Annotated in this window: 30 protein-coding genes; 15 read left to right on the top strand and 15 right to left on the bottom strand. The window is 66.5% G+C overall.

Translation table 11 applies throughout. The features are described from left to right. Positions 1–17 precede the first annotated feature (17 nt). The 5 genes from radC to AC07O0_RS00650 are packed head-to-tail and all read right to left on the bottom strand — an operon-like array spanning position 18 to position 2,647. Positions 18–746 (bottom strand): RadC family protein, encoded by a 729-nt coding sequence (radC, locus tag AC07O0_RS00670; RefSeq protein WP_494619195.1) that lies wholly within the window; start codon positions 744–746, stop codon positions 18–20. Beyond that, positions 743–1,567 (bottom strand): type I methionyl aminopeptidase, encoded by an 825-nt coding sequence (gene map / locus AC07O0_RS00665; RefSeq protein WP_494619193.1) that lies wholly within the window; start codon positions 1,565–1,567, stop codon positions 743–745. Before map ends, radC begins: the two co-directional genes overlap by 4 nt. Positions 1,568–1,596: 29 nt before the next feature. Then, entirely contained in the window at positions 1,597–1,878 is a 282-nt protein-coding gene (locus tag AC07O0_RS00660; protein ID WP_494619191.1) for a hypothetical protein, read from the bottom strand. Further along, positions 1,875–2,432 (bottom strand): RNA polymerase sigma factor, encoded by a 558-nt coding sequence (locus AC07O0_RS00655; RefSeq protein ID WP_494619190.1) that lies wholly within the window; start codon positions 2,430–2,432, stop codon positions 1,875–1,877. The genes AC07O0_RS00660 and AC07O0_RS00655 overlap by 4 nt, the downstream gene beginning before the upstream one ends. Then, complete coding sequence (locus AC07O0_RS00650) at positions 2,429–2,647, bottom strand: YgaP family membrane protein (RefSeq protein WP_494619188.1); 219 nt, start codon at positions 2,645–2,647, stop codon at positions 2,429–2,431. Before AC07O0_RS00650 ends, AC07O0_RS00655 begins: the two co-directional genes overlap by 4 nt. 344 nt (positions 2,648–2,991) lie before the next feature. On the opposite strand from AC07O0_RS00650, the gene AC07O0_RS00645 reads away from it, so the two are divergent. The 6 genes from AC07O0_RS00645 to AC07O0_RS00620 all read left to right on the top strand — a co-directional run bounded on the left by AC07O0_RS00645 (position 2,992) and on the right by AC07O0_RS00620 (position 11,078). Continuing rightward, positions 2,992–5,094, top strand: coding sequence for a TonB-dependent siderophore receptor (locus AC07O0_RS00645; protein ID WP_494619186.1), 2,103 nt, complete (start codon positions 2,992–2,994; stop codon positions 5,092–5,094). Between the two features lie 8 nt (positions 5,095–5,102). Then, positions 5,103–6,332: an MFS transporter gene (locus tag AC07O0_RS00640; protein ID WP_494619184.1), complete on the top strand. Its 1,230-nt coding sequence runs from the start codon at positions 5,103–5,105 to the stop codon at positions 6,330–6,332. Next, entirely contained in the window at positions 6,329–7,075 is a 747-nt protein-coding gene (gene fhuF / locus AC07O0_RS00635) for a siderophore-iron reductase FhuF (RefSeq protein WP_494619182.1), read from the top strand. Before AC07O0_RS00640 ends, fhuF begins: the two co-directional genes overlap by 4 nt. A 71-nt stretch (positions 7,076–7,146) precedes the next feature. Beyond that, positions 7,147–7,998, top strand: a complete 852-nt coding sequence (locus AC07O0_RS00630; protein WP_494620626.1) for an FkbM family methyltransferase — start codon at positions 7,147–7,149, stop codon at positions 7,996–7,998. Between the two features lie 125 nt (positions 7,999–8,123). Then, entirely contained in the window at positions 8,124–8,888 is a 765-nt protein-coding gene (locus AC07O0_RS00625; RefSeq protein WP_494619180.1) for a competence/damage-inducible protein A, read from the top strand. A 366-nt stretch (positions 8,889–9,254) separates the two neighbouring features. Further along, the gene (locus AC07O0_RS00620; protein ID WP_494619178.1) at positions 9,255–11,078 is read left to right on the top strand and encodes a methyl-accepting chemotaxis protein; all 1,824 of its coding nucleotides are present in this window, start codon (positions 9,255–9,257) and stop codon (positions 11,076–11,078) included. Between the two features lie 4 nt (positions 11,079–11,082). On the opposite strand, the gene AC07O0_RS00615 is transcribed toward AC07O0_RS00620, so the two are convergent. Further along, positions 11,083–11,577, bottom strand: coding sequence for an anthrone oxygenase family protein (locus tag AC07O0_RS00615; RefSeq protein ID WP_494619176.1), 495 nt, complete (start codon positions 11,575–11,577; stop codon positions 11,083–11,085). A gap of 165 nt (positions 11,578–11,742) precedes the next feature. Here AC07O0_RS00615 and gpt point away from each other — a divergent pair, with 165 nt between their 5' ends. Beyond that, positions 11,743–12,252, top strand: coding sequence for a xanthine phosphoribosyltransferase (gene gpt, locus AC07O0_RS00610; RefSeq protein WP_494619174.1), 510 nt, complete (start codon positions 11,743–11,745; stop codon positions 12,250–12,252). Between the two features lie 7 nt (positions 12,253–12,259). Here the strand turns inward: gpt and AC07O0_RS00605 are convergent, their stop codons facing one another. Then, on the bottom strand, positions 12,260–13,168 hold the full coding sequence (locus AC07O0_RS00605) for a DMT family transporter (RefSeq protein ID WP_494619172.1): 909 nt from the start codon (positions 13,166–13,168) through the stop codon (positions 12,260–12,262). A 120-nt stretch (positions 13,169–13,288) separates the two neighbouring features. After that, positions 13,289–13,498, bottom strand: a complete 210-nt coding sequence (locus AC07O0_RS00600; protein WP_494619170.1) for a DUF2842 domain-containing protein — start codon at positions 13,496–13,498, stop codon at positions 13,289–13,291. Positions 13,499–13,596: 98 nt separating this feature from the next. Here AC07O0_RS00600 and AC07O0_RS00595 point away from each other — a divergent pair, with 98 nt between their 5' ends. Together AC07O0_RS00595 and AC07O0_RS00590 are read left to right on the top strand one after the other, a co-directional pair. Continuing rightward, positions 13,597–14,694, top strand: a complete 1,098-nt coding sequence (locus tag AC07O0_RS00595; RefSeq protein ID WP_494620624.1) for a COX15/CtaA family protein — start codon at positions 13,597–13,599, stop codon at positions 14,692–14,694. Positions 14,695–14,801: 107 nt separating this feature from the next. After that, positions 14,802–15,128 carry an HIT family protein gene (locus AC07O0_RS00590; protein WP_494619168.1) on the top strand — a complete coding sequence of 109 codons (327 nt, stop codon included), beginning with the start codon at positions 14,802–14,804 and terminating at the stop codon, positions 15,126–15,128. Here AC07O0_RS00590 and AC07O0_RS00585 read toward each other — a convergent pair. After that, on the bottom strand, positions 15,113–16,390 hold the full coding sequence (locus tag AC07O0_RS00585; protein ID WP_494619166.1) for an O-acetylhomoserine aminocarboxypropyltransferase: 1,278 nt from the start codon (positions 16,388–16,390) through the stop codon (positions 15,113–15,115). The two genes, AC07O0_RS00590 and AC07O0_RS00585, sit on opposite strands and share 16 nt — an antisense overlap. Positions 16,391–16,494: 104 nt before the next feature. Here AC07O0_RS00585 and AC07O0_RS00580 point away from each other — a divergent pair, with 104 nt between their 5' ends. Continuing rightward, positions 16,495–17,121 (top strand): hypothetical protein, encoded by a 627-nt coding sequence (locus AC07O0_RS00580; RefSeq protein WP_494619164.1) that lies wholly within the window; start codon positions 16,495–16,497, stop codon positions 17,119–17,121. A gap of 110 nt (positions 17,122–17,231) precedes the next feature. Here the strand turns inward: AC07O0_RS00580 and AC07O0_RS00575 are convergent, their stop codons facing one another. The 3 genes from AC07O0_RS00575 to AC07O0_RS00565 all read right to left on the bottom strand — a co-directional run bounded on the left by AC07O0_RS00575 (position 17,232) and on the right by AC07O0_RS00565 (position 20,050). Further along, positions 17,232–18,455: an FAD-dependent oxidoreductase gene (locus AC07O0_RS00575; RefSeq protein ID WP_494619163.1), complete on the bottom strand. Its 1,224-nt coding sequence runs from the start codon at positions 18,453–18,455 to the stop codon at positions 17,232–17,234. A 14-nt stretch (positions 18,456–18,469) separates the two neighbouring features. Then, the gene (locus AC07O0_RS00570) at positions 18,470–19,444 is read right to left on the bottom strand and encodes a Bug family tripartite tricarboxylate transporter substrate binding protein (protein WP_494619161.1); all 975 of its coding nucleotides are present in this window, start codon (positions 19,442–19,444) and stop codon (positions 18,470–18,472) included. Positions 19,445–19,519: 75 nt separating this feature from the next. Beyond that, entirely contained in the window at positions 19,520–20,050 is a 531-nt protein-coding gene (locus AC07O0_RS00565; RefSeq protein WP_494619160.1) for a CoA-binding protein, read from the bottom strand. Positions 20,051–20,204: 154 nt separating this feature from the next. On the opposite strand from AC07O0_RS00565, the gene AC07O0_RS00560 reads away from it, so the two are divergent. Then, entirely contained in the window at positions 20,205–20,645 is a 441-nt protein-coding gene (locus tag AC07O0_RS00560; RefSeq protein ID WP_494619159.1) for a hypothetical protein, read from the top strand. 65 nt (positions 20,646–20,710) lie between these two features. On the opposite strand, the gene AC07O0_RS00555 is transcribed toward AC07O0_RS00560, so the two are convergent. After that, positions 20,711–21,517, bottom strand: a complete 807-nt coding sequence (locus AC07O0_RS00555; RefSeq protein ID WP_494619157.1) for an enoyl-CoA hydratase — start codon at positions 21,515–21,517, stop codon at positions 20,711–20,713. A gap of 106 nt (positions 21,518–21,623) precedes the next feature. Here AC07O0_RS00555 and AC07O0_RS00550 point away from each other — a divergent pair, with 106 nt between their 5' ends. The 3 genes from AC07O0_RS00550 to rpsI all read left to right on the top strand — a co-directional run bounded on the left by AC07O0_RS00550 (position 21,624) and on the right by rpsI (position 23,155). Beyond that, positions 21,624–22,040 carry a PaaI family thioesterase gene (locus AC07O0_RS00550; RefSeq protein ID WP_494619156.1) on the top strand — a complete coding sequence of 139 codons (417 nt, stop codon included), beginning with the start codon at positions 21,624–21,626 and terminating at the stop codon, positions 22,038–22,040. A 171-nt stretch (positions 22,041–22,211) separates the two neighbouring features. After that, the gene (gene rplM, locus AC07O0_RS00545; RefSeq protein ID WP_454024036.1) at positions 22,212–22,673 is read left to right on the top strand and encodes a 50S ribosomal protein L13; all 462 of its coding nucleotides are present in this window, start codon (positions 22,212–22,214) and stop codon (positions 22,671–22,673) included. 2 nt (positions 22,674–22,675) lie between these two features. Next, a complete protein-coding gene (gene rpsI / locus AC07O0_RS00540) occupies positions 22,676–23,155 on the top strand; it encodes a 30S ribosomal protein S9 (protein ID WP_454024035.1) in 480 nt (159 codons plus the stop codon). 189 nt (positions 23,156–23,344) lie between these two features. Here rpsI and AC07O0_RS00535 read toward each other — a convergent pair whose 3' ends face one another. Then, positions 23,345–23,929, bottom strand: coding sequence for a DUF6647 family protein (locus AC07O0_RS00535; RefSeq protein ID WP_494619155.1), 585 nt, complete (start codon positions 23,927–23,929; stop codon positions 23,345–23,347). A gap of 183 nt (positions 23,930–24,112) precedes the next feature. Beyond that, positions 24,113–24,994 (bottom strand): LysR substrate-binding domain-containing protein, encoded by an 882-nt coding sequence (locus tag AC07O0_RS00530; RefSeq protein WP_494619154.1) that lies wholly within the window; start codon positions 24,992–24,994, stop codon positions 24,113–24,115. Between the two features lie 119 nt (positions 24,995–25,113). On the opposite strand from AC07O0_RS00530, the gene glyA reads away from it, so the two are divergent. Then, positions 25,114–26,439: a serine hydroxymethyltransferase gene (gene glyA, locus AC07O0_RS00525; protein WP_494619153.1), complete on the top strand. Its 1,326-nt coding sequence runs from the start codon at positions 25,114–25,116 to the stop codon at positions 26,437–26,439. Positions 26,440–26,596 lie beyond the last annotated feature (157 nt).

Genomic DNA, 26,596 nt, shown 5'->3' with positions numbered 1-26,596 from the left:
GCTCACGATGGCTGCGTTCAGATCAGTCCCAGGCCCTTGAAGCTGGCATGGCCGTCGCGGCCGACGATGATGTGGTCGTGGATCGCGATGCCGAGGGGCTTGGCGATGTCGACCAGCTCGCGGGTCATGCGCATGTCGGCGCCGGACGGGGTCGGGTCGCCGGAGGGATGGTTGTGCACCAGTATCAGGGCGGTCGCGGATAGCTCGAGCGCCCGGCGCATAACCTCGCGCGGATAGACCGGGGTGTGGTCGACGGTGCCGGTCTGCTGCACCTCGTCGGCGATCAGTGCGTTCTTCTTGTCGAGGAAGAGGATGCGGAACTGCTCGCGCTCGGCGAAGGCCATGGCGAGGCGGCAATAGTCGATCACCGAGGACCAGGAGGAGAGCACCGGCTTCTTGGCGACCTGGCCTTTCATGGTCCGCTTCAGCGCCGCCTCGACGATCTTGAGATCGAGCGCGACGCTCTCGCCGATGCCCTTGACCTCCGTCAGGCGCGAGACCGGCGCGCCGATCACCTCGGCGAAGGAGCCGAAATGCTGGATCAGCTGCTTGGCGAGCGGCTTGACGTCGCGCTGCGGGATCGAGCGGAAGAGCAGCAGCTCGAGCAGTTCGTAATCGGGCAGGGCGGCATCGCCGGCGTCGAGGAACCGCTGGCGCAAGCGCTCACGGTGGCCGAGATGATGTGGCTGGGCGTCGTCCGGGGCGGCGGCAAACGGGGCTGATTTGCCGTTGCCGCCGTTCTTCATGTGCGCGGCGCGAGCGGGTTGTCGAGGCCGGCGGGCGAGAGCGTGAAGATCTCGCAGCCGGTATCGGTCACGCCGATCGTGTGCTCGAACTGGGCCGAGAGCGAGCGGTCGCGTGTCACCGCCGTCCAGCCGTCGGAGAGCACCTTCACGCTCGCCTTGCCGAGATTGATCATCGGCTCGATGGTGAAGAGCATGCCGGGCTTGAGCTCGACGCCCTCGCCGGGGCTGCCGTAGTGCAGGATGTTCGGCGCATCGTGGAAGACCTGGCCGAGGCCGTGGCCGCAGAAGTCGCGTACCACCGAGCAGCGCTCGCCCTCGGCATAGCGCTGGATGGCGAAGCCGATATCGCCGGTGGTCGCGCCGGGCCGCACCGCGCGGATGCCGCGCAGCAGGCTCTCATAGGTGATCTCGACCAGCCGCTCGGCCTTGCGCGGGATGTCCCCGACCGCGAACATCCGGCTGGAATCGCCATGCCAGCCATCGACGATCAGCGTGTAGTCGATGTTGACGATGTCGCCCTCGCGCATCGGCTTGTCGTCGGGGATGCCGTGACAGACGACATGGTTGATCGAGGTGCAGATCGACTTGGTGTAGCCGCGATAGAACAAAGTCGCCGGATAGGCGCCGTTGTCCATGGCGAACTGGAAGGCGAGGTCGTCGAGGCGCTGGGTGGTGACACCGGGCTTGACCTCGCCGGCGAGCATGTCGAGGCCGCGCGCGGTGAGCTGCCCGGCCTTGCGCATCGCCGCGAAGGCTTCGGGGCCGTGCAGCTTGATGGCGGGGTCGCGCCTCGCGCGTGAGATCGAGTCGTTCAGGGTCATTCCTTAAGGCCGCTCCTTGACCTCCTTATCTATTGGGTTTGGCGGGGCGCGCAAGCATCGGGGCACTGGCACGTTGTCGCTTTACCCTCGCCTTCACCGGTTTCATGCTTGGTTTTTCTTGCGATGAGCGTCTCGAACAGGCCGATCGCCCAGCAGAGGGGGCAGCCCTTCAGCGCCCACAGCGCGACCGGCAGAAGCAGCAAGGAGAACAGGCCGAGCCATTTGTAGCTCCAGGCTGCGAGCAGCAGCGCGAGAATTCCGAGCACTCCACGCAGCAGATGGATCGTGATCGAGGCGTTGCCGAAGCTCATGCCGGCACCGCCTTTCGGCCAGGGCCAGCCTGCTCCGTCAGCGCGGCGCGTACCAGCGCTCGCGCCCGGTGCAGGCGGCTGCGCGCCGCCTCCGGCGAGATGCCCAGCGTGTTCGCCGCCTCGTCGGCGGAGAGGCCCTGGACATCCTTCAGCAGGAGCACCTCGCGATAGCTTTGCGGCAGTCCAGCGATGATGCCGGTGATGGCGAGGCGCAATTCGAGGTCGCTGGCTCCGCCGTCGCGCAGGGCCGCAGCCGGTGCGTCCTCGATCGGCAGATGACGATGCCGCCGTCTGAGTAGGGCGAGGCAGGTCCGGCGGATGATCTGGAGCAGCCAGCCGGCGAGGGCGGCGGCGCTTCGGAGGCCGCCGAGCCGGCGATACAGAATCCAGAGAGCGTCCTGGACCGCCTCCTCGACATCCTCGGCCTCGCAATGACGGCGGGCGTAGCGCGTGATGTCGGTGCGGCAGAGCGCCAGCATGGTCTCCAGTGCGCGAGGATCGCCGGCGCGGGCGCGCTCGACGAGATCGTGCGGCAGCGCCAGCAGGCCGCTCACTGACCGGCCCCGCCATCGCCGGGCAGACGGCGCCCGACCATGGCGCACATCGGGCAGAAGCCGAAGGCCGAGGTCAGCGCGGTGATGACCGCGCCGGCTGCAAAAACGAGGCCGAGCGTGCCGTCGCGGAACAGAACGGCGCAAAGACCCAGGCCCAGCGCCGCACCGAGGCGCATCAGACGTTCCCAGCGGGGCAGGTTCTTTCGGTAGATCATGATGTGCGTCTCCGGGTTGAATACCCGAAAGAGGGACGCTCTGCCGCGAATGGTTCGCGCAGCTTCAAAAAAATCCGGCGCTGGTGCGGAGGGTGAGATGACATACGGGCGCCAGGAGCTTTGTCCTTCGCATGCTGACGGCCGGTCCTGACTTCAACGGTGAGTTTGCCGAACGTCGAGTGTAGAAGGAATTAGCATTGTATATTAATGTATCATTTTCCAATTATTCTTTGGTACGTTGTGCCATTTCTCAGTTTTGAATAATTAAAAACAAGTTTTCGTTGACCGTCATCTAACAATATTGATACCCGGTCCGGTGATTTCATCTCCGGAACTGCCTTGTCATGACTCTTCGTTCAGCGCTTCTGGCCTCGTCGGCTCTCTTCCTCGCTCCAGCCGCGGCCTTCGCGCAGGCTGAGAGTGCACGGCAGATCCAGCTCGATACGATCGTCGTCGAGGGGCAGGGCAGCGGCGAGAAGGGCGTCTTCACCGCCAATGGCTATGTCGCGACCTCCGGCCGCAGCGCCAGCAAGACAGACACGGCGCTGCTCGAGACGCCGATGTCGATCTCGACGGTGACGCAGACGCAGCTCGAACAACGCAAGCCGCAGAACCTCTTGGAGGCGCTGGCCTATACGCCGGGCGCGCGCATCGGCACCTATGGTTTCGACCCGCGTTATGACGCCTTCACCATCCGTGGCATCGACGTCACCCACAACGCCGTCTTCCGCGACGGCCTGCGCCAGATCGGCAGCCCGAACGGGCTGATGCGGCTCGAACCCTATGGACTTGAGGCGATCAGCGTGCTGCGCGGCCCGGCTTCGGCGATCTACGGCGCCAGCACCAGCGCCGGCATCGTCGACCTGATCTCGAAGCGGCCGACCGAAACGCCGTTCCGCGAGATCGAGGTCCAGGGCGGCTCCTTCGGCCGCAAGCAGTTCAATTTCGACATCTCCGGCCCGGCCAATCCGGAGGGGACGCTGCTCTACCGCCTGACCGGCCTCGTCCGCGACGCCAAGACCGACATCAGCGCGATGAAGGACGACCGCATCTTCATCGCGCCGGCGCTGACCTGGAAGCCGAACGAGGCGACCAAGCTCACCGTGCTCGGCGAGTACATGGATTCGACCACCGGCGGCACGGCGGCCTATCTCAACCAGTATGGTCCCTATATCGACCGCCAGGGCAATGTCCTGTCGAAGACGCTGGGCGCGACCAAGGTCTATGTCGGCGACAAGCGCTACAATGATTTCCGCCAGCAGCAGGCCCGCATCGGCTACGAGTTCGAGCACAAGTTCGACGAGGTCTTCACGCTGCGCCAGCGGGCGCGCTACCAGCAGCTCGGCAACAACCAGCAATATGTCTATTTCGGCTCGGGCCTGACCCGCGAGAACACTGCCGGCTTCTCGGTCGACACCTCGCTGGAGGCGAAGGTCCGGACCGGCGCGGTCGACCATACCCTGCTCGCCGGCGTCGATGTCAGCCGTTTGCATTACAAGAACAAGGAGGCCTTTGGCGGCGTGCCGCTCGGTTACAACCCGGCCTTCCTGTGGCGGACCGAGCAGACGCTGACCACGACCGGCGTCTATCTGCAGGACCAGATGAAATGGGGCGGCTGGCGTCTCACCGCCGGCGTCCGCAATGACTGGGTCGACAGCAAATTCGAGGCTGGCGCCGCCGGCGCCGTGCCTACCGAAAGCAAGCGCACCGACGGCAAGTTCACTGGCCGCGCCGCGCTGAGCTACGTCACCGATTTCGGGCTCGCGCCCTATGTCAGCTACGGCACCTCCTTCGTACCCAATCCCGGCACGGTGCTGAATGGCGGCGTCGCCCAGCCGACGAGCGGCAAGCAGGCCGAGCTCGGCGTGAAATACGACCTGCCGGGCTATAATGCCTCGCTGCGCGCTGCGGTGTTCAACATTCGCCAGGACAATGGCGTGGTCTACGAGGTCGTCGACGGCCTCAACCGCCAGGTCCAGCTCGACCTGCGCTCCAGCGGCTTCGAGATCGAGGGCGTCGCCTCGCTGGCGAACGGGCTGAGCCTGCAGGCGTCGTATTCCTACAATGACGCCCGCATCAAGAAGCTGACCGAGGAGACCGTCGGCAACCGCCTCTCCAGCATCCCCTACCACATGGCTTCGCTCTGGCTCGACTACACCGTGCAGGACGGGCCGGTGCGCGGGCTCGGGATCGGCGGCGGCGTGCGCTATGTCGGCTCCAGCCTCGGCGACAATCTCGGCCGGCCGGTGATCGACAACAAGGCGCGCACCTTTGTCGACGGCTCGATCCGCTACGACCTCGAAAACCTCAGCCCGCAGCTCAAGGGCATGCGGCTGCAGGTCAACGCCACCAACCTCCTGAACGAGGTCCAGCAGACCTGCACCGCCGGCTATTGCTATTTCGACGAGGGACGCAAGGTCATCGCCAGCCTGCGCTATCGCTGGTGAGGGCGCTCATGCTGTCGCCGGCGGCGATCGTCCTCGCTATCGGTGGTCTCTATGTCGGCCAGAGCATCATCGGCGGGCTGACCTTCATCGCCCTGCCCAGCGTGCTGCGCGAGCGCGGTCTGCCGCTCGACCAGATCGGCCTGACCTATCTCGCGGTGCTGCCCTGGGCGCTGAAGTTTTTGTGGGCGCCGGCGATCGAGCGCTACCGTTTGCCGGGCACCGGTCCGGCGCGTTCGCGCACGATCGTGCTGGCGACGACCATGGTCTCGGCGGCGGGGCTCATCGCGGTAGGCCTGATCGGGCCGGTCGCGTTCGTCCCCTTGATCAGTGTCTTCGTGCTGATCGCGTTCTCCGCCTCGACCGGCGACATCGCCTGCGACGGCCATGCGGTCGAGACCTTGGCTCAGGCCCATCATGGCTGGGGCAATGCCGCCCAGGTTGGCGGCGCCTATCTCGGCTCGGCGCTCGGCTCGGGCCTGTTCCTCGTCCTGGTGGCGCGGCTCGACTGGCAATTCGCTACCATCGCCATGGCCGGGCTGCTTGTCGTGCTGGCGCTGCCTTTCCTGCTCTCGCCGGCTCCGGCCGCGCCGGCACGGCGGACACACCAGCCCGCGCTGAAGCAGGCGCTGAAGCGGCCGGAGATGCGCGCCGGCCTCTCGCTCGCCGCGATCTATGTGCCGGCGCAGAAATGGGGTGTCGCCATGCTCGGCGCCTATCTGGTCGACAGCGGGCTCGATCTTGAGTCGATCGGGCTGGTCAACGGCATTGGCGGCCTTGCCGTCGGCTTCGCCTGCGCGCTGCTCGGCGGCGCGCTGGTGCGGGCTCTCGGCGCGCGCAGCGTGCTCGTGCTGGCGCTGCTGCTGCAGACGATTTCGCTCGCCGGGCTCGCCTTCGCCGCCTGGCGCGGCCTGCCGCAGCCGTTCGTGCTCGCGCTGGCGCTGGCCAGCTCCTCCGGCATCATGGCGCTCGGCTTCGTCGCGCTTTATGCCCGCTTCATGGCGCTGTCCGATCCGCGCCAGGCCGGTGTTGACTTCACCCTCCTGCAATGCATGGACGGGCTCGTCAGCATGGCCGGCGGCATCGGTGCCGGCTGGGTCTCCCAGCATTTCGGTTACGGCGTCTGCTTCGGTCTCGCTGCCGTTGCCGCCCTGGTCGCCGCGCCTCTGGCGGCGCTGCTTGGCGGGTGGTCGGCGACTCCGCAGCAGCCAGCGGCGCAGGAGCAGGCGGCGCTCGGATGAGCGAGACCCGGCCGCTGCCATCCTTCGCTTCCCGCTTTCCGGAGGCGCTGGCCTGGTACCGGGACAAGCTCGTGCTACCAGGCGGAGCCGGCGAGACGGTCTCCGGGCAGGAGCTTCTGGCAGGCGCGGCCGACCGACTGATGGAGCGCTTCGCCGCGCTCTATCCGGACAGCGACCGGCGTGCGCTGGTCTCGATGTGGTCGCAATGGCATTTCGGCGCGCTGGTCATCCCGGCGACCGTTGCGATCCTGCTCGGCGAGCGCGACCTGCCGCTGGAACTCGACCGGATCGCGATCGTGCCGCAGGAGGCCGGACTGACGAGCGCGATCGTGATCTCCGACGAAGGTGCTTCTCGATCCACCGACGGCGATCCTTTCGCGCGCCTGTTCGAGGGCCATGTCGCGCCGCTGATCGCGCTGTTGACCAGGCAGTTCCGGGTCTCGCCGCGGCTGCTCTGGGTCAATGCGGCGCAGATCTTCGAATGGACGCTGCAGCAGCTGCCCGCCGATCTCGCCGAGCCGCAGGCCCTCGCGCGAGCGCGCCTGCGGCTGGAGCGGCGGTTGGAACCCTCCGGCCAGTGCAATCTGATGCACGAGGCAGTGCGCTATCCGATGGAGCAGGGGGAGCCGGTCAGGCGCCGCAAGCTCTGCTGCCTGCGCTATCTCCTGGCCGGCGTCGCCGATTGCGGCAGCCTCTGCCCGCTGCATGCCGATTGCACTTCGGCGGCGAGCGATGCCGCCTGACATCGCCTTTGCGCTGCCCCGGCTGCGATCCGGCTCTGGCGCCATCGGCGCTTGAGGTGTACAGCGCGCCCATGGCATTCAACGAGATCAGACCGGCCGAGGACCAGCCTTTCGGCACCTTCGCGCCGCGGGGCAGCATCGCCCGCATCATCGGCTGGACGCGCTGCGCCTCCGGCTCCTTCCTCGGCCGCAAGGTCGCGTTCGCGCTGCGTCGCCTCGGGCTCAACCGGCTCAAGGGCCAGCCCGTGGACATCGAGGCGCTCGGCGCGCAGATGCGGCTCTATCCCGAGGGCAATGTCTGCGAGAAGCGGGTGCTGTTCACGCCGCAATATTTCGACGCCCAAGAGCGCGAACTGTTGGCCTCGCGGATCCGCGAGGGTTTCAGCTTCATCGATGTTGGCGCGAATATCGGCGCCTATTCGCTCTTCGTCGCGGCTCGGGCCGGCCGGGGCGCGCGCATCCTTGCGGTCGAGCCGCAGCCCGAGATCTTCGCGCGCCTGACCTACAATATCGCCCAGAACCCGTTCGGCACGGTCAAGGCGATCGCCTGCGCGCTCGCCGACAAGCCGGGCGAGTTGACGCTGTTCCTCGATCCCGCCAACAAGGGCGAATCGAGTGTGCGCATCCTGCGCTCCAGCAACGCCAATTCGGTACGAGTGCCGGCGACGACCCTGCTCGCGCTGGTGCAGAGCGAAGGCTATGAGCGGATCGACGCGATCAAGCTCGATGTCGAGGGCGCCGAGGATCTGATCCTCGAACCTTTCCTGCGTGATGCGCCAGAGGCGCTCTGGCCCGGCTTCGTCATCGTCGAGGATTCTCGCGGGCGCTGGCAGGCCGACCTGCCGGCCCTGCTGGAGAGCAAGGGCTACAAGCTGATCGCCCAGACCCGGCTCAACCTCGTCTACGAGCGCACGAACTCGTGATGCGCCCGCCGCATGCGCATGGCGGCCCTGACTGGCGCGCCGCTTGAGCAATTGCGCACAAGCGGCTTAGCTCGCTCGCGTATCGGGGCAAGCATGCGGCTTTTTCCAACAGCAGGGACGTGCCCATGACGGCAGCGCCAGCGCCCGCCTTCCAGCCGGTGGTCACCGCCGCGATCCTGGTGATCGGCGATGAGATCCTCTCCGGCCGGACCAAGGACAAGAACATCGGCTACATCGCCGAATACCTGACCAATATCGGCATCGAGCTGCGTGAGGTCCGGGTTGTGCCCGATTTGACCGACGAGATCGTCTCGGCGCTGAACGCGCTGCGCTCGCGCTACAGCTACGTCTTCACCACCGGCGGCATCGGCCCGACCCATGACGACATCACCGCCGATGCGGTCGCCGCGGCCTTCGGCGTGCCGATCGGCTACGACCAGCGTGCGGTCGACATGCTGCTCGAGCGTTTCCCTGCGGATCAGCTCAACGAGGCCAGGATGCGGATGGCGCGCATCCCGGAGGGAGCCGACCTGATCGCCAATTCAGTGTCGAAGGCGCCGGGGTTCAAGATCGGCAACGTCCATGTCATGGCCGGCGTGCCGGCGATCATGCAGGCCATGCTCGACGTCGTCGCGCCGGCGCTGAAGACCGGCGCCAGGATCCTGTCGGAAACGGTGAGGGCGGGCCTGCGCGAAGGCGATATCGGCACGCCGCTCGCCGAGATCGCGAAAGCCCATCCCGATTGCTCGATCGGCTCCTACCCGTTCTGGTCGGAAACGGGACCGGACACCAACATCGTCATTCGCTCGCGCGATCCGGAGAAGCTGATGATGGCGACTGCCGCGGTGCAGGCGATGGTGGAGGAAGAGCGGCGACGCCTGGACTTATAGGGTGTGTTTTTAGTATATGCAACCTATGATTGGTAATGTTTAGATTTCTAACGCCGTTCAAAGTTTAGCCAGTTCAAGATTCTGAGCAATTCGCTGATGACCCGAGGGAAAGAATGAGACTCACCCTTTGCTGGCGCGAACTATAATAAGATTAGATTGAGTGTAAACTGAGATGTATTTGCTTCGATTCGACGCGATTGCTCGGCGATCGTTGGAATGTTTGCCGAAAATTTTTTAGTTCGATGTTGCCGAGGTAGCAGTTTAAACTTTCGTTCGATCTTCGGCTTAGCGGGTCATAAACCATTCTCATCCATTCTGATCTTGCGGACCAGGAGTCCGCGTGGGGCTGAATGCGGGGGACGGGGCATGCGGCTAAATCCATTTGGGGGCGGCGTTTCGCGCCGCGAGCTGGAAGGCGAGATGATGGCGCTGAACCGCGCCATGGCGGTGATCAGTTTCAAGCTCGACGGCACCATCCTGGATGCCAACGAGAACTTCCTGAAGACCGTCGGCTACACGCTGGAGCAGGTGCGGGGGCGCCATCACAGCATGTTCGTGACGAAGGAGGAGGCCGCGAGCGCCGAGTACAAGGCGTTCTGGGAGCGGCTGCGGCAGGGTGAGTACGACGCGCGACAGTTCCTGCGTGTCGCCGCCGACGGCAGCGAGTTCTGGATCGAGGCGAGCTACAACCCGGTCCTCGACAGGGGAGGCAAGCCGGTCAAGGTCATCAAGTTCGCGACGGTGATCACCGACCAGAAGAATCGCGAAGCCGACATGGCCGGGCAGGTCGCGGCGATCCGCAAGGCGATGGCGGTGATCGAGTTCACGCTCGATGGCCATATCCTTGACGCCAACGAGAACTTCCTCGCGGTCACGGGCTATTCGCTCGACGAGATCAAGGGCAAGCACCACGGCATGTTCTGCGACGCCTCTTATCGCAGCTCGGCGGAGTACCGCTCGTTCTGGGAGAAGCTCGGCCGCGGCGAATATGATTCCGGCCAGTACCAGCGCTTCGGCAAGGGCGGCTGTGAAGTCTGGATCCAGGCGAGCTACAATCCGATCATGGATGCCAAGGGCCGGCCGACCAAGGTGGTGAAATACGCCACCGACATCACCGAGCAGAAAGCGGCGCGCCAGCTCGCCAAGGCGGTCGGCGAGGCGCAAGCGGTTATCGGCCGGGCCAAGGACAAGGACCTCACCAGCCGGATCGACATGGCCGGCAAGGAGGGCGAGGTCGCGGTCCTCTGCGGCGGCATCAACGAGTTGATCGAGACGATGGCCGAGGTGATCGGCGCTGTCGGCGCGATCTCCGGCAAGGTCGGCGCAGCTGCCGACAAGATGGCGGGTGAGAGCGTCGAGCTCGCCGAGCGCGCCGAGGCTCAGGCCTCGAGTCTGCAGGAGACCGCGGCAACGACCGAGGAACTCGCGGCCTCGATCAAGACCAGTGCCGGCAATTCCCGTCAGGCGGCGGCGCTCGGCGACGAGGCCAAGACCGTGGCGTCGCGCGGCGGGGCGATCGTCAGCGATGCGGTCGCGGCGATGGGCCGGATCGAACAGGCCTCGACCTCGATCGCCGACATCATCTCGATGATCGACGAGATCTCGTTCCAGACCAACCTGCTCGCGCTCAACGCCGCGGTCGAGGCGGCGCGTGCCGGCGATGCCGGGCGCGGCTTTGCAGTCGTCGCCTCGGAGGTGCGGGCACTCGCCGGCCGCTCCAGCGAATCCGCCAACGGCATCAAATCGCTGATCGCCAATTCGAGCGAGCAGGTCCGCTCCGGCGTCCAATTGGTCAAGGATGCCGGCCGTACGCTTGAGGAGATCGTCGATGCGGCCAACCGTGTCGCCGGCACCATCGCCGAAATCTCGAGCGCGGCGACCGAGCAGGCCAATGGCGTCGAGGAAATGGCCAAGACCGTCGCCCATATGGACGAGATGACGCAGCAGAACTCGCTGATGGCGGATTCCAGCTCGAAGCTGTCACGCGATCTGCAGGCCGAGACGCAGGCGCTGGCAGTACTGGTCGGAGCCTTCCGACTCGGCGGCAGCGACCAGCCCGCGCGACTGGCGGCGGATCTGCGCTCGGTCCTGCCGGCGATGAAGACTGCAGCCGCGCCCGCCAGGCCCGCTCCGCTCCCACGGGTTAAGGTGGCTGGTGGCCGGGGCGACGACGGCTGGGCCGAGTTCTGATCGGTCAGCTGATCGCGGCTGACGCCGCGATCAGCACCAGGGCGAGCGTCGCGAAGACGGCGCGGATCGCGTGTCCGCGTTCCCAGCGATCGCGCAGCGCTCTCCAGTCGGCGCCGGCCTGATCGCCGGCGCCGATGGCGAAGAAGCCCTTGCTGGCGGCATCGACCTCCGAGTCCTTGAGCCAGAACTTGTTCACCGGATGGACTAGCAGCCAATAGAGCGCCTGGACCATGAGCGCGCTGGCGCAGGCGGCCCAGGCGAGGCCTGAAGCGGTGCTGCCGGGCGGCAGCATCAGCGCGAGCGCGGCGCTCACGATGATCGTGCCGATCTCGCCGAGCCCACCGCCGATGGTGAAGCCCGGATAGTAGATCGGCTGGATCGCGAGATAGTGCTCCTGCGCCAGCCGGAGCTTGCCTGGCATTTCCAGCGCATGGCCGAGCGCGGCCGTCATCGAGAGGGCGGCGAGCAGGATTGCGAGGATCTGGACGGCGATGAGCATGGCATGGCTCCGCGTGCTGTTCCTGTCGCTGGAGCAACCGCTGCCTGGCGCGATCGTTCCTGAATCGGTCCGCTGCGGCGGGGATTGTGGCCACGAGGCTCTTGCCAGCGGCGGCAGGATGCGCTTTGCGGAAAGGCTCTTTTTCAGCCTGCCGCAGGACCAGCCATGGCCGAGCCCTCTTCCAACAAGGCCTTCCCCGTTTCCTGGGATCAGTTCCACCGCGACGCCCGCGCGCTCGCCTGGCGTCTCGCCGATGCCGGGCCGTTCGAGGCGATGGTCTGCATCACGCGCGGTGGGCTGGTGCCGGCGGCAATCATCTGCCGCGAGCTCGGTCTGCGCATGATCGAGACCGTCTGCGTCGCGAGCTATCACGACTACAAGAACCAGTCGGAGCTCAAGGTGATGAAGGAGATCGCCCCCTCGATCCGCGCCATCGGCGACGGCAAGGGCAAGGGCGTGCTCGTCGTCGACGACCTGACCGACACTGGCAAGACCGCCCGCGTCGTGCGCGAGATGCTGCCCAACGCGCATTTCGCCACGGTCTACGCCAAGCCGGCCGGCGTGCCGGTGGTCGACACCTTCGTCACCGAGGTCAGCCAGGACACCTGGATCTATTTCCCCTGGGACATGGGCCTGTCCTATGTCGAGCCGATCGCCAAGGACCACAAGGGCTGAGTGGGCGTCAGGCGTGGCTCGGCGCCTTGAGCGCCACCAGCATGCCGGTGACCGCGAGCAGCATGCCGACGATCTCCAGTGGCGAGGCGCTCTCACCGAGGAAGGCGGCGCCCGACAGCGCCGTGACGACAGGCACCAGCGGCAGGAACAGGGCAGCGCGCGCCGCGCCAAGGATCGCGACGGCTTCCGTATAGAGGAAGAGCGCGACGGCGCCGACGAGGACGCCCTGATAGAGCGCCTGCAGCGCGACGGCCGAAAGCGGCACCTGCAGCAGGTTGACCGGCTGCACCAGCGCCAGCAGCGGCAGGAGCGGCACCGAGAGCAGACAGGTCGCCATGGTGACCTCGACCGCGTCCGCCCCCCAGCGCCTTGCGAGCAGGCCGAACACCGACCAGAGCAGGGCGATCAGCACGAAGAGGAGGTCGCCGATCCAGGCGCCCGCGCGGGTCGGCGTGTTGGCTATCGCCTCGAAGGAGAACACCACGATCCCGGCGACGATGATGCCGAGCCCGATCACCCTGAGCGGGCTGATCCGATCACCGAGGACGAGGACCGCGAGCAGCGCGGTCGCGACCGGGATTAGCCCGGGCGAGATCACCGAGGAGTGCAGGGCCGGGGCGAAATGCGCGCCGCCGACCAGGATCAGGCTGTAGCTCGGGCCGACGATGGCGGTGAGGATCAGCGCTCTCTTCCAGCCGAGCTTGCCGACCGGGAAGGGCTTCAATCGCTTCAGCGCGAAAGGCAGCAGCACCAGCGAGGCGGCGAGGAAGCGCAGGATCGTGACGTCGCCGGCCGAGAGCCCGTCGGCCACCGATTGCCGCGAGATCACCGCCTGTACCCCCCAGATCACGGCTGAAAGGATGCCGCAGGCAAAGCCGACGGCGAGACGGGGGGAGGCAGGCGCGGCTGGGGACACTGGCTTTAAGGCCTTGCGGGAGCGAGGCGGCTTATGCGCGCGGGTGGGGGCGCCGGCAAGGGTGGGTGGGGCAGGGCGGTCGACGCGGGGCGCATGGGGGCGTCGTCCGGCTCGGCTGCCTCAGACCTCGTCCTTGCGCTCCATCCACCGGATCAGTGGCAGCAGCGGCAGCACCCAGATCAGCCCGAGCACGATATAGGCGACGGTCTGCACCGGTTTCGAGGCTTCGGTGATCCGCCCCTGTGCCAACGCCATGGCGACGAGCGCGTAGACGCAGACGAAGACGATCATCACGACCGTGCCGATGAGCTTGCGATGGGTCTGTCTCATGGCGATCTTCGGTCCGGCTGCGGCATTGCGGGCGTTGTTCAGGAATCGAGGGCGGACTATCTGTCACCCGCCGCCGCGCTTGTGAAGCGCAATCAACTCTGCCGCCTGCGACCCGAGGTCCCGCCGCCGTGACGATCGCGCTCGATCAGCCTGCCGTTCCGGCCGCAGCAAGCCATGCCGGCATCCGCCGCTGGCTCTGGGCCGTCGCCTTCCTCGTCTTCGTCATGGTCGTGGTCGGGGGGGCGACGCGATTGACCGGCTCCGGCCTCTCGATCACCGAATGGCGCCCCGTCACCGGCGCGATCCCGCCCCTCTCCGACGCTGCCTGGGCGCTCGAATTCGAGAAGTATCGCCTCAGCCCGCAATACCAGCTGCTGAACTCCGGCATGGAGCTCGCCGATTTCAAGTTCATCTACTGGTGGGAATGGGGCCACCGCCAGCTCGGCCGCTTCATCGGTCTGCTCTACCTCGCCGGCTTCCTCGTCGTGCTGCTGCGGCGGTCGATGCCGTGGCCTGAGACGGCGATCCTGTTCGGCATGGGCCTGCTGCTCGGCCTGCAGGGCACGATCGGCTGGATCATGGTCGCCTCGGGACTGGAGCCCGGAATGATCGCGGTCGCCCCGGTCAAGCTGACGCTGCACCTGACCTTCGCTGGCTTCTTCTTCGCCAGCGTCATCGCCTTCGCCACCTGGCTGACGCCGCTGCGGCGGACCGAGCCGATGCAGGGCAGGGCGGGCGCCTGGCTCCTGCTCTTCCTGCTCTTCGTTCAGATCGCGCTCGGCGGGCTCGTCGCCGGTTCCAAGGCCGGCTTCACCTTCAACACCTGGCCATTGATGGATGGCGTGCTGGTGCCGTCGTCCGCGACCCTCTTCGCCGGCACGCCATTCTGGGAGAACTTCGTCGACAATGTCGCGCTGGTGCAGTTCAACCACCGCATCGGCGCCTACATCCTGTTCGCCTTCGCGCTCTGGCAGGTGCTTAGCCTGCGCCGCGCCGCGCCGGGTTCGGGCGCTGCCAAGCGCGCTACTGCCATCGCCGGGCTCGTGCTCGCGCAATCTGCCTTGGGCATCGTGACGCTGCTTTTGGTCGTGCCGCTCTGGGCCGGGCTCGCCCATCAGGCGCTCGGCTTCACCGTCTTGGCGATGGGCGTGGTGCATCTGACGCGCACGCAGCAGGGAGAGAGGCATGCGGCCTGACGGCTGTCTGTTCTGCGCGATCACGGCCGGAAAGGTCCCGTCGCATCGCGTCGCCGAGACGCAGAACCTCGTCGCCTTCCTCGACATCGCGCCGGTGCGGCCTGGCCATGTCCAGATCGTGCCGCGCGCACCATCCCTATTTCGAGGAGCTGTCGCCCGAGCTCGCAGCCGAGACGATCCAGCTCGGCCAGCGCCTGGCCAAGGTGCTGAAGCGGATCTACGGCGTGCCGAAGGTCGCCTTCATGTTCACGGGCAACGATATCGCTCATGCCCACGCCCATCTCATCCCGATGGTGCGCTCGGACGACGTGACCTCCCGGCGCTATATCGCCGAAGAGGTCGTGACCTATCGCGATTGCCCGCGCCCGCCCGTCGAGGAGCAGCAGGCAACCGCCCGCCGCATCCGCGAGGAGCTCGATCAGGCCAGCGCCTGATCGAGATCGGCGATCAGGTCCTCGGTATCCTCGATGCCGATCGACAGGCGCACCACCTCCGGGCCGGCGCCTGACGCCGTCTTCTGCGCGTCCGAGAGCTGGCGATGCGTGGTCGAGGCCGGGTGGATCACCAGCGAGCGCGTATCGCCGATATTGGCGAGGTGCGAGAACAGCTGCAGTTTCGAGACCAGCTGGACGCCGGCGTCGTAGCCGCCCTTGAGGCCGAGCGTGAACACCGCGCCGGCGCCCTTGGGCGAATAGCGCTTGGCGAGCTCGTGATATTTGTCGCCGGCCAGCCCGGGATAGCTGACCCACTCGATCGCCGGATGCTTCGACAGGTGCGTCGCGACCTTCAGGGCATTGTCGCAATGGCGCTGCATGCGCAGCGGCAGCGTCTCGATGCCGGTCAGGATCATGAAGGCGTTGAAGGGCGAGAGCGCCGGGCCCATGTCGCGCAGGCCGAGCACGCGGGTCGCGATCGCGAAGGCGAAGTTGCCGAAGGTCTCGCCCAGCACCATGCCGTTATATTCCGGCCGCGGCTTGGACAGCATCGGGTAGCGTTCGTCGCCGGTCCAGTTGAACGAGCCGCCGTCGACGATCAGGCCGCCAATCGAGTTGCCATGGCCGCCGAGGAATTTTGTCGCCGAATGCACGACGATGTCGGCGCCGTGCTCGAAGGGGCGAATGAGGTAGGGGCTCGCCATCGTGTTGTCGACGATCAGCGGGATGTTGTGCTGCTTGGCGATCTTCGAGATGGCGGCGATGTCGACGACGACGCCACCCGGATTGGCGATGGATTCGACGAAGATCGCCTTGGTCTTCGGCGTCACCGCCGCGGCGAAGGCGTCCAGGTCATCGGAATCGGCCCAGATCACGTTCCAACCGAAGTTCTTGTAGGAATGGTTGAACTGGTTGATCGAGCCGCCATAGAGCTTCCTGGCGGCGACGAACTCGTCGCCCGGCTGCAGCAGCGCGTGGAAGCAGAGGAACTCGGCGGCGTGACCCGAGGCCACCGCGAGCGCAGCCGTGCCGCCCTCCAGCGCCGCGACGCGCTCTTCCAGCACCGCATTCGTCGGGTTGCCGATGCGGGTATAGATGTTGCCGAAGGCCTGCAGCCCGAACAGCGAGGCGGCATGGTCGACATCGTCGAAGACGAAGGAGGTCGTCTGGTAGATCGGCGTGGCGCGCGCGCCGGTGGCTGCGTCGGGAGCGGCGCCGGCATGAACGGCGAGCGTGTGGAAACCCGGTGCGCGGTCGGTCATGGCGTGCTCCCTGACAATTCTGATCGTGAAACGGTCCCGTTCGATTTAACGAACGCTCTACGAGGCGTCAAATCAAGCCGTTGCCGCTGGCGGGCAATTGCGGCATGGCAGCCTCATTGCATCGGGGGATGGCAATGCGGCGCCTTGCATACTGGTTTCTATTGTGTCTCGCCTTGTGCGGCGGCGCTCAGCCTGCCCGCGCGATCTGGCTTTCGGAAAGCGGCGACACCGCCTGGCTCACCGGCTCGATCGAGACGGATGACGACAAGCGTTTCAAGGCATTCCTGGAGCGGCCGCGGGCGAAGCCCTTGCGCGTGCTCTATCTGTCGAGCGGGGGTGGCTACATCCTGCCGGCTTTCGCGATCGGTCGGCTCGTACGCCAGGCTGGGCTGGCTACTGCGGTCGATGCCGGCAGCGCCGCCTGTTCCAGCGCGTGCACCTTTATTTTCGCTGGTGGCGTCCGGCGCCACTATATTGGCGGCGAAGGCGTTTTCGAAGGCTCGACCGCGCTGTCGGGCCTCGGCTTCCATCCGGCCCGGCGTACCGAAAAACAGACCGGCCAGACGATTCTGAGCGAAAGCGGCACGACCCGCATCCGTGCCTTCTACGCGGAAATGGGCATGCCGCGCGCGGTCGAGCTGATGGAGAAGGCAGCCTTCAATTCGATGTTTCGGCCCAATGGCGCGACTGCGCTCGCACTCAAGATCGCGACCAGCCTTTCACCGCCCTGAGGCATTACCTCTGGCTGGCCATTTGTTCGGTCAGCTTGATCCCGGTCCTCGCCACCAGCTCGATCAGGATAGCGCGGTCGTGGGCTGGAGAGAGCCGCGATCTCGACATCCTATCTGGCAGGCGGGAGTTCTCGCCCGACATGCTCCGGCCGCACGCCCATGCCGACCATGCGCGCCGGCAGGCGGCGCAGCAGCGGGAAGCGCTGCAGCAGCCGGAGCGGCCAGGGCGGGCCGATCGGCTTGTCGGCCGCGAGCAACGGCGTGATCACCCGGTTCTGGATCGCGACCTGGGCGGCCTGCGTGAGCTTGGCCGGCCATTCGCGCCGCTTTTGCACGGCGGCGAGATCGGCGTCGGTCAAGCGCTTTGCGCGTAGCGGCTTGGCCAGCAGATTGGCGGTCGCAACTGCGTCCTGGATCGCCAGGTTGATGCCGACGCCGCCGATCGGCGACATGGCGTGGGCGGCGTCGCCGATGCAGAGCAGCCCCGGCCGCCACCAGCGCTCCAGCCGGTCGACCGCGACCGAGAGCAGCTTGATGTCGTCCCATGAGGCGAGCTCATCGGTACGGTCGGCGAGCTCGGGCGCGAGCGCGAGAAGGCCGGCCTTGAAAGCGTCGAGCCCGGCCGCGTGCAATCTGTCGAGCGAGCCCTTCGGGATGATGAAGGCGCATTGCCAGTAGTCGCCGCGATTGAGCCGGATGAAGAAGCGCCCGGCTGCGACCTGGCCGAAGGCCTGCGCCGGCTCGTCTGCGCGGCGGCTGAAGCGAAACCAGAGCACGTCCATCGGCGCGCCGAGTTCCGTGACGGTAAAGCCGGCCGCCTCGCGGACATCGGAACGCCGCCCGTCAGCCGCCACGACGAGGTCGGCGCGAATCTCCAGCGGGCCGTCCGGATCTTCTGCTTTCAAGCCTGCGACGCGCCCGTTCGCCTCGATCAGCCCGGTCGCCTTGGTCCGCATCAGCAGCCGGAAGTTCGGATAGGCCCGGCCGCGATCGGCAAGGAAATCGAGGAAGTCCCATTGCGGCATGAAGGCGATGAACGGCGCCTTGACCGGCAGATGGCTGAAGTCGGCGACGGTGATGTCCTCGGTTCCGAAGCGGGCGACGATGTCGTCCTCCCTGACATGCGGCAGCCTCAGGAACTCCTCCAGCAGGCCGAGCTCGTGCATCACCTCCATGGTCGAGGGATGGATGGTGTCGCCGCGGAAATCGCGCAGGAAATCGGCGTGCTTCTCCAGGACGATCACCTCGACCCTGGCGCGCGCGAGCAGGAAGCCGAGCATCATCCCGGCCGGGCCGCCGCCGGCGATGCAGCAGGTCGTGCTCTCCCGGCGCATGCCCTTGCCTCCGCCTACTCGGTCAGCTTGATTCCGGTCTTCGCCACCAGCTCGGTCAGGATCGCGCGGTCGCGGGCCATGAAGGCGCCGGTCTCCTGCGGGCTCCAGGCGACAGGCTCGATCACCAGCTCGCGATAGCGGGCGACGAGCTCGGCATCGGCCATTGCCGCATTGATCGCGGTGCTCAGGACGCGCAGCGTGTCGGGCGCGATGCCCGCCGGCGCGACGATCGAAGCCCAGCCGGGATAGACGACGTCGACGCCTTGTTCCTTCAGCGTCGGCAGGTCAGGGAGCTGCGGCTGGCGCGCCTCGGTGGTGACGGCGAGCGCCTTCAGCTTGCCGCCCTGGATGTTGCCAAGGCTGGCGGCGAGGCTGTCGATCATGACATGGACCTGGCCGGACATCAGGTCGGCCGCGGCGAGCCCGGCGCCGCGATAGGGCACATGCGCCAGCCGGATGCCGGCCGCCTGCATGATCATCTCGAAGACGAGATGATTGGTGCCGCCGATCCCGGCCGAGGCGAAATTGAGCTGACCCGGCCGCTGCTTCGCATAGGCGAGGAACTCGGCGAGCGACGTGACCGGCAGGGCCGGCGAGGCATTGAGCACCAGCGGGAACAGGCCGAGCATCGCGACAGGGGCGAAATCGTGCGCGACGTCATAGGGTAGCTTCTGCCCGAGCGCAGGTGCTGCGGCGAAGCTTGCCGCGGTCGCGACGAGGAGCGTATGGCCGTCGGCCGACGCCTTGACGACGGCTTGCCCGGCGACGATGCCGTTGGCGCCCGGCCGGTTGTCGATGATCACCGATTGGCCGAGTTGCCGCGCCAGGGTCTCGCCAAGCCGGCGCGCCGCGATGTCGGTACCGCCGGCCGGGGCGAAGGGCACGACCAGCTGGATCGGCCGTTCGGGGAAGGCGGCGCGGGCACTGCCTGCGCCGAGCGCGCTGGCGAGCCCGGCGAGCAGGACGGTGCGGCGATCAATCGGGGGCATCGGCCTTCTCCGGCGCAAAGCGGGAGCGGCGAGATTAGCGATCGCCCGCCGGCGGGGAAGGGGCTTCTTGCGCCTTTAAGTTCCCGGCCGGTTGATCGTCAGCTTCTGAAAACCCTTGCCGGCGAGCACCGGCTTCTTCGCCGAGAGGATGCGCGAATTGATGCCTTGCCAGCCGATCTCGCCGGAGAGCCGGCCATATTCGATCTTCGGGCAGCGATTCATGATCACGGTGACGCCTTTGGCCTCGGCCTTGGCCGCGGCCTCGTCATTGCGCACCGAGAGCTGCATCCAGATCACCTTGGGCAGCGGCTCGAGACTGAGCGCCTCGTCGGTGATCGGCCCGGCGGCTTCCGAGTTGCGAAAGATCTCGACCATGTCGATCGGCTGCGGGATGTCCTTCAGTGAGCCGTAGACGGTCTTGCCGAGCAGCGTCTGGCCGGCGAGCCCGGGATTGACCGGGATCACGTCATAGCCGCGATCGAGCAAATACTTGGTGACGATCCAGCTCGGCCGCGCCTCGTTGGCGGAAGCGCCGACCAGCGCGATGCTCTTCACCTCGCGCAGGATGCGGCGAATCAGCGCATCATCATAAGCGTCGTGATTCACGGAACTAAAATCCCAGAGAATTAAATGAGTTGCCTAGTCTTTCTGATTCGACGGCGAAGCCGCGTCGATACCAGGAACATAGCGTCGGCAAGCTCGTTCCCCACATTGAAGAGGAGGGGCAAATCCCGCTCTTCATCAGTAAGGAGGGCCTGCCATGTGCGACTACAGTCTGCACCATGTGATGTCGACTCCTGCCAAAGTCGGCGACGTCCTCAAGACCACCAGCTTCATCGGATCGAGCACCAGAGGCTTCTGCGCCGCTGGCGAGCCGAGTGTCGCGGTCTGCGTCCTGCCCGGCACGGAGCTGGCCTTTGCGTCCGAGATCGAATGCGACAGGGCGATCGGCTTCCTGCCGCATCGCCGGCTGGCGGCGACGGTGGCGCGCTTCCGCCAGGTCGATCTCGACAAGCCCTACGCTCATCACGACGCGATCGAGTTGCCCAATGGCCAGATCGTGCTGCTGACCAACCTCTCGGAAGGCCAGATGGCGACCGTGCTGCAATTGCCGGCGGACGAGCAGGCGCAGCGGGCTGCGAAGCCCGAAGCCGAGCCGGCGCGGATGGAAAACGAACCGATCCCGCTCTTCGGCCTCTGACTGCTTGGTCATAGGCGCGTAGGTGTTCACTCTCGATGGCGGGCTCGTCACGCGAGTCCGCCCTTTCAGCTGTGGCGCCAGTCCGGCTGGCGCTTTTCCATGAAGGCGCCGATGCCTTCCTCGGCATCGCGCGCCAGCATGTTCTCGACCATCACCGCCGAGGCGTGGTCATAGGCCGCTTTCAGCCCCATCTCGCGCTGCTCGTAGAAGGCGCGCTTGCCGGTCTTGACTGTCGCCGCCGATTTCGAGGCGATCACCGCCGCAAGCCGCTTCGCCTCGCTCAGCGCCTCGCCGGCGGGAACGACGCGATTGACCAGGCCCATGCGGGCGGCCTCCTGCGCCGGCACCATCTCGCCGAGCAGGAGCATCTCCATCGCATGCTTGGCCGACAGGTTGCGCGAGAGCGCGACCATCGGCGTCGAGCAGAACAGGCCGATATGGACGCCCGGCGTGCAGAAGCGCGCACTTTCGCCGGCGACGGCGAGATCGCAGGTCGCGACGAGCTGGCAGCCGGCGGCGGTCGCCGTGCCTTCGACCGCGGCGATGACCGGCTGGGGCAGGGCGGTGATCTGCTGCATCACGCCCGAGCAGCGCCCGAGGATATCGGCGAAATAGGCGCGGCCGCGGTCGGGATCAGCCCGGCGCGCGCTCATCTCCTTGAGGTCGTGCCCGGCCGAGAAGACCGGGCCGGCGGCGGCCAGCACCACCGCCCGGATACTGCGGTCGGTTGCGATCGCGGCGAGCGTCTCCGACAGGGCGGTCAGCATCGCCTCGCTCAGCGGGTTGCGCGCTTCGGGCCGGTTCAGGGTCAGCGTCGCGATGCCGTCGGCATCCTCGCGCAGCAGGATCTGCGCTCTGGCATGGGCGTTCATGGCGATCAGCCTTTCGCTGTTTGTCCTATTGTCGGAAGCCGGGTGCCGTGCTGCAAGGGGACTAACGTCCGATCAGCCCTCGGTTTTCCGCACGATGACGATCCGCATGAGCGCCGCCGAGATCGAGGCCTATCTCGATCAGGTCTTCCCGCAGCTCCACTATGGCGGCCGCACCTATGTCGTCGAGGAGGTCGGACCGCTCTCGGCTCGCATGCGCTGCGACTACCATGAGAAGCATCTGCGGCCGGGCGGCACCATCTCGGGGCCGACCATGATGGCGCTCGCCGATCTCGCGCTCTACGTCGCGATCCTCGCCCAGATCGGCCCGGTCGGGCTCGCGGTGACGACGAGCCTCAACTACAACTTCCTGCGCAAGCCCGGGCAGGCGGCGCTGATCGGCGAAGCGAAGCTGCTCAAGCTCGGCAAGCGCCTCGCTGTCGGCGAGGTCTGCCTCTATTCGCAAGGCGAGGCCGACATGGTCTGCCACGCGACGGGGACCTATTCGATCCCCGCCGAGAGATAATTGCGGTATCCTGATACCATTTCTCGCACGCCTCTGAAAACAATGCGTTTTTTGTCAAAGTCGCGCATTATCTTCGCTTGACATCGCTAAGGTAGCCGCCTATCCAGCGCCCACACCGCCGCCGGCCTGCCGGCGGCTTGTCCTTTTTTCAAGCAGCCGAAGGGTGCCGCGATGAAGACCATCTCGCTCAAGCCCGCCGATGTCGAGAAGAAGTGGGTTGTGATCGACGCCTCCGGGCTCGTCGTCGGCCGTCTCGCCTCCCTGGTGGCGATGCGTCTGCGCGGCAAGCACAAGGCCGCCTACACCCCGCATGTCGACTGCGGCGACAACATCATCGTCATCAACGCCGAGAAGGTGGTGCTGACCGGTCGCAAGCGCGACCAGAAGGTCTACTACCACCACACCGGCTTCCCGGGTGGCATCAAGGAGCGTTCCGCCAAGTTCCTGCTCGAAGGCCGTTTCCCGGAGCGCGTCGTCGAGAAGGCTGTCGAGCGCATGCTGCCGCGTGGCCCGCTCTTCCGCCAGATCCTCGGCAATCTGCGTGTCTACAAGGGCGCCGAGCATCCGCACGCCGCCCAGTCGCCCGAGGCGCTCGACGTCGCGGCACTCAACCGCAAGAACGCGAGGGTCTGACCATGGCCGAGGTTCTCCAGTCTCTCGAGCAGCTCGGCCAGGTCGCCAAGGGCGTCCAGCCCGAGGCTCCCGTCCACGTCAAGAAGGTCGACGCGCAGGGCCGCGCCTATGCTACCGGCAAGCGCAAGAACGCCATCGCCCGCGTCTGGATCAAGCCGGGCTCCGGCAAGATCACGGTCAACACCCGTGACCAGGAAGTCTACTTCGCCCGCCCGGTGCTGCGCCTGATCCTGCAGCAGCCGCTGATGCTGGTCGATCGCATGACCCAGTACGACGTCGTCGTCACGGTCAAGGGCGGCGGCCTCTCCGGCCAGGCCGGCGCGGTCCGTCACGGCATCTCCAAGGCCCTGACCTTCTATGAGCCGGAGCTGCGCAGCCCGCTCAAGAAGGAAGGCTTCCTGACCCGCGACTCGCGTGTCGTCGAGCGCAAGAAGTTCGGTAAGGCCAAGGCCCGCCGCAGCTTCCAGTTCTCGAAGCGCTGATCGGCGTCAGACAGAACATTCGTTCAGAGGGGCGGCAGAAATGCCGCCCCTTTTCGTTTTTGACCGACTGCCGCCGGCGCCTCGACCTCATCGAGATTCGGCAACGTTCGTTCCGCAAGGGATGACTCTGTCAGCGCTGGGCTTTGACCCGGAAAGTCTTGGCGCCTCCGACGCGTGGAAACGCCGATCTCACATCGCGCAGGATGTCCTGACCAGGAGTGTGAACGGATCGATCTGGAATTCCGTTTCCAGTGATTCCCCGAATAGTCTCAGCCACTTCTCCTGCAGCTCAAAAGCCTTGGCCTCGCGCGCTGCGTCGCATTCGAATTTTGTCTGGTGCACTTCCTGAAAGTGATGAACCAGTTCGTGAACCAGGACAGACAGATCCGCTGCCGTCGCGCCGCTCCATGTGTCTCTCAGATAGATGGTGTTCTCGCGCGCATCGTAGATCGAGATGATATTTGGCTGATCCTGTTGCTGCACCATTTCGGACGCATATTGCTTGAACCGTAACACGGCGATTTGGCCAGCCGGCTTGAAGACGAGCCTCGGCAATGAATTGGGCACCGGCTGATCCAGCTTCGCGCCGACCCAGATCGCAAGGGCTTCCAGCAGCCGTCCTCCCGGATCGGGTTGCCTCTCACCGATGACGATTTCGAAGCCCGAGCCGAGGCGCAGGCGCTCGATCGTCTCGTCGCGTGCCGAGGCTTCGAGAGGCAAGGATGACACGAGCGCGGCAGCACCCGCGATCAGACAAGGTCCGATAGCTTTCATGGCATTCGTCCAGAGCAAATGCCGTCAATTGCGATATTGGCCGTCGGCGCCACCGCGTGTGCTTCACGGGAGGATCGCCAGTTCCGCAAGGTAACAGATCGCGGAGGCGATCCCTACCGACTTGCCCGCTCCTGCTGCATCATCCTTCAGCCATGGCGTGCACCCGGTGGCCAACGGGCCGGATCAGGCATTGGCTTGCAGCCAGGCGATGACCTCGCCGCGCCGCGGATGCGGCTTGCCGGCCGGCGGGAACAGCATGGCCAGACGATCGCCGCTCCTGAGTTCATCTGCGAAGGGGGCAACCAGCCGCCCGTCCGCAAGGTAGGGCGCAACCAAGCTCCTGCGGCCGATCAGGACACCGGCGCCGCCGAGCGCGGCATCGAGCGCCAGCGCATAGAGCGAATAGGACGGTCCGCGGCCGGCATCGACCCCGTTGGCGCCGGCATAGCGCAACCAGCGCTCCCAGTCGCTGCGCCAGACGGCATCATGCAGCAGGGTCTGGCCAGCGAGGTCGACGGGAGTCCGCAATGCGCGGGCGAGCGCCGGGGCGCAGACCGGGAACAGGCTATCCTCGCTGAGCGCCAGCGCATTGGCCGGCGATTTGGCGAGGTAAAACAGCGCCAGGTCGAAACTGTCGTGCCGGCCCGCCGGAGGCTCCTCCATCGCGCTGATCGAGACGGCGAGGCCGGGGAAGGCCTGTTGCAGCGCCGGCAGGCGCGGCGACAGCCAGAGCTGTGCGATGCAGGGCAGGGCGGCGATGGCGAGCGCCCGGCCGGCATGGCTTGCCTTGAGCTCTTGCACGGTGAGGGCCAGCGCATCGAAGGCGGCGCTGAGCCGTGGCCGGGCGTCCTGCGCGGCGTCCGTGAGCGCGACGCCCTGCGGCAACCGCCGGAACAATGTCAGCCCGAGGAAGGCTTCGAGATGGCGGACCTGCTGGGCGATGGCGCCTTGCGTCACCCCGATCTCCTCGGCTGCCTTCGAGAAGCTGCCGAGCCGCGCCGCCGCCTCGAAGGCACGCAGCGCATTGAGCGGTGGCAAGGGTGGGCGGGGCGGTTTGACGGGCATGGGCGGCACGAGGTTGCAGGCCTAGATTTTCTAGGCCTGGGCGCGACGATAACTGGTTTGCATCCGCGCCGGCAAATCGCTGCAATGGCCGAACGAAACAACACTCTGCGGGGATGGCGATGACGGTGAAACTGGCGCGGCGCGGTTGGGTGCCGGCGGCAAGCGAGGACTATGTGCTCCGGATCGCTGGCGAGGTCGCCGGCCAGGACCGAGCGGAGCGTGAAGCCAGGCTCGCCGATCTCGTCGCTGAGAACCGCACCATCCACGAGCGCGACTGCGTCAACCTCAACCCTGCGACCAATGTGATGAACCCGCGCGCCGAGGCTGTGCTGGGGCAGGGACTCGGCACAAGGCCCTCGCTCGGCTATCCCGGCGACAAATACGAGATGGGCCTCGAGGCGATCGAGCAGATCGAGGTGATGGCGGCTGAGCTCGCGGCGCAGGTCTTCGGGGCAAGCTACGCCGAGATCCGCGTGCCCTCCGGCGCGATCGCCAATCTCTATGTCTTCATGGCTGCGGCCCGGCCCGGCGACGCGGTGATCGCGCCGTCGCCGGCGATCGGCGGCCACGTTACCCATCACGGCGCCGGCGCCGCCGGGCTCTATGGCGTCGTCACTCATCCGGCCCCGATCGATGCCGACGGCTACACCGTCGATGTTGCTAAGCTGCGCGAGGATGCGCGGCGGCTGCGGCCGAAGGTGATCAGCATCGGCGGCAGCCTCAATCTCTTCCCGCATCCGATCCGGCAGATCCGCGCCATCGCCGACGAGGTCGGCGCGATCGTGCTGTTCGACGCGGCCCATCTCTCCGGCATGATCGCCGGCCATGGCTGGCAGCAGCCGCTGGAGGAGGGCGCTCACGTCATGACGATGAGCACCTATAAGAGCCTGGGCGGCCCGCCCTCTGGCCTGATCGTCACCAACGATGCCGGCCTTGCCGAGAAGCTCGACGCCATCGCCTATCCTGGTCTCACCGCCAATTTCGACGCGGCCAAGTCGGCAGCGCTGGCGATCACCATGATGGACTGGCAGGAGTTCGGCCGCGATTACGCGGCGATGATGGCGGCGACGGCGAAGGCGCTCGCCGAGGCTCTCACGGAGCGGCAGGTCCCGGTCTTCGCGCGCGATCGTGGCATGACGACCTCGCACCAGTTCGCGATCGAGGCGGCGCCCTATGGTGGCGGGCAGGCGGCGGCGAAGCGGCTGCGCGCCGTCAACATTCTGAGCTGCGGCATCGGCCTGCCGATCGCGGAGGTCGCGGACGACGTCAATGGCCTCCGCCTCGGCACGCCCGAGATCGTCCGCTTCGGCATGAAGCCCGAGCACATGCCGGAGCTCGCGGGCTTCATCGCCGAGGGTCTCTCAGGTGCGCGCCCCGACGAGGCGATCGCCCGCGACGTCACCGCCTTCCGCCGGCGGTTCGGCAGGCTGCACTATGTGAGGTGAGGCGGGCAGGCGTCATTCTCGGGCGCGACACATCCCCTCTCCCCTTGCGGGAGAGGGTTAGGGTGAGGGGTCGCACGACACTGATCGTTAGCTCAGTGCCGGATTCTCTCGAAAACTCTCCAGATCTGAGCGACCCCTCATCCGGCCCTTCGGGCCA

This window comes from Allobosea sp. GW821-FHT10B12, assembly GCF_059415545.1.
Note: the sequence above shows the minus strand (reverse complement) of the source record. Positions and strands in the feature narration are given on the sequence as shown.

Bases quoted from the DNA above. Each gene is read 5' to 3' on its own strand.
- radC (WP_494619195.1), bottom strand. From the start codon at position 746: ATGAAGAACGGCGGCAACGGCAAATCAGCCCCGTTTGCCGCCGCCCCG.
- map (WP_494619193.1), bottom strand. From the start codon at position 1,567: ATGACCCTGAACGACTCGATCTCACGCGCGAGGCGCGACCCCGCCATC.
- AC07O0_RS00660 (WP_494619191.1), bottom strand. From the start codon at position 1,878: ATGAGCTTCGGCAACGCCTCGATCACGATCCATCTGCTGCGTGGAGTG.
- AC07O0_RS00650 (WP_494619188.1), bottom strand. From the start codon at position 2,647: ATGATCTACCGAAAGAACCTGCCCCGCTGGGAACGTCTGATGCGCCTC.
- AC07O0_RS00645 (WP_494619186.1), top strand. From the start codon at position 2,992: ATGACTCTTCGTTCAGCGCTTCTGGCCTCGTCGGCTCTCTTCCTCGCT.
- AC07O0_RS00640 (WP_494619184.1), top strand. From the start codon at position 5,103: ATGCTGTCGCCGGCGGCGATCGTCCTCGCTATCGGTGGTCTCTATGTC.
- fhuF (WP_494619182.1), top strand. From the start codon at position 6,329: ATGAGCGAGACCCGGCCGCTGCCATCCTTCGCTTCCCGCTTTCCGGAG.
- AC07O0_RS00630 (WP_494620626.1), top strand. From the start codon at position 7,147: ATGGCATTCAACGAGATCAGACCGGCCGAGGACCAGCCTTTCGGCACC.
- AC07O0_RS00625 (WP_494619180.1), top strand. From the start codon at position 8,124: ATGACGGCAGCGCCAGCGCCCGCCTTCCAGCCGGTGGTCACCGCCGCG.
- AC07O0_RS00620 (WP_494619178.1), top strand. From the start codon at position 9,255: ATGCGGCTAAATCCATTTGGGGGCGGCGTTTCGCGCCGCGAGCTGGAA.
- AC07O0_RS00615 (WP_494619176.1), bottom strand. From the start codon at position 11,577: ATGCTCATCGCCGTCCAGATCCTCGCAATCCTGCTCGCCGCCCTCTCG.
- gpt (WP_494619174.1), top strand. From the start codon at position 11,743: ATGGCCGAGCCCTCTTCCAACAAGGCCTTCCCCGTTTCCTGGGATCAG.
- AC07O0_RS00600 (WP_494619170.1), bottom strand. From the start codon at position 13,498: ATGAGACAGACCCATCGCAAGCTCATCGGCACGGTCGTGATGATCGTC.
- AC07O0_RS00590 (WP_494619168.1), top strand. From the start codon at position 14,802: ATGTCCAGATCGTGCCGCGCGCACCATCCCTATTTCGAGGAGCTGTCG.
- AC07O0_RS00585 (WP_494619166.1), bottom strand. From the start codon at position 16,390: ATGACCGACCGCGCACCGGGTTTCCACACGCTCGCCGTTCATGCCGGC.
- AC07O0_RS00580 (WP_494619164.1), top strand. From the start codon at position 16,495: ATGGCAGCCTCATTGCATCGGGGGATGGCAATGCGGCGCCTTGCATAC.
- AC07O0_RS00575 (WP_494619163.1), bottom strand. From the start codon at position 18,455: ATGCGCCGGGAGAGCACGACCTGCTGCATCGCCGGCGGCGGCCCGGCC.
- AC07O0_RS00570 (WP_494619161.1), bottom strand. From the start codon at position 19,444: ATGCCCCCGATTGATCGCCGCACCGTCCTGCTCGCCGGGCTCGCCAGC.
- AC07O0_RS00560 (WP_494619159.1), top strand. From the start codon at position 20,205: ATGTGCGACTACAGTCTGCACCATGTGATGTCGACTCCTGCCAAAGTC.
- AC07O0_RS00555 (WP_494619157.1), bottom strand. From the start codon at position 21,517: ATGAACGCCCATGCCAGAGCGCAGATCCTGCTGCGCGAGGATGCCGAC.
- AC07O0_RS00550 (WP_494619156.1), top strand. From the start codon at position 21,624: ATGAGCGCCGCCGAGATCGAGGCCTATCTCGATCAGGTCTTCCCGCAG.
- rplM (WP_454024036.1), top strand. From the start codon at position 22,212: ATGAAGACCATCTCGCTCAAGCCCGCCGATGTCGAGAAGAAGTGGGTT.
- rpsI (WP_454024035.1), top strand. From the start codon at position 22,676: ATGGCCGAGGTTCTCCAGTCTCTCGAGCAGCTCGGCCAGGTCGCCAAG.
- AC07O0_RS00535 (WP_494619155.1), bottom strand. From the start codon at position 23,929: ATGAAAGCTATCGGACCTTGTCTGATCGCGGGTGCTGCCGCGCTCGTG.
- AC07O0_RS00530 (WP_494619154.1), bottom strand. From the start codon at position 24,994: ATGCCCGTCAAACCGCCCCGCCCACCCTTGCCACCGCTCAATGCGCTG.
- glyA (WP_494619153.1), top strand. From the start codon at position 25,114: ATGACGGTGAAACTGGCGCGGCGCGGTTGGGTGCCGGCGGCAAGCGAG.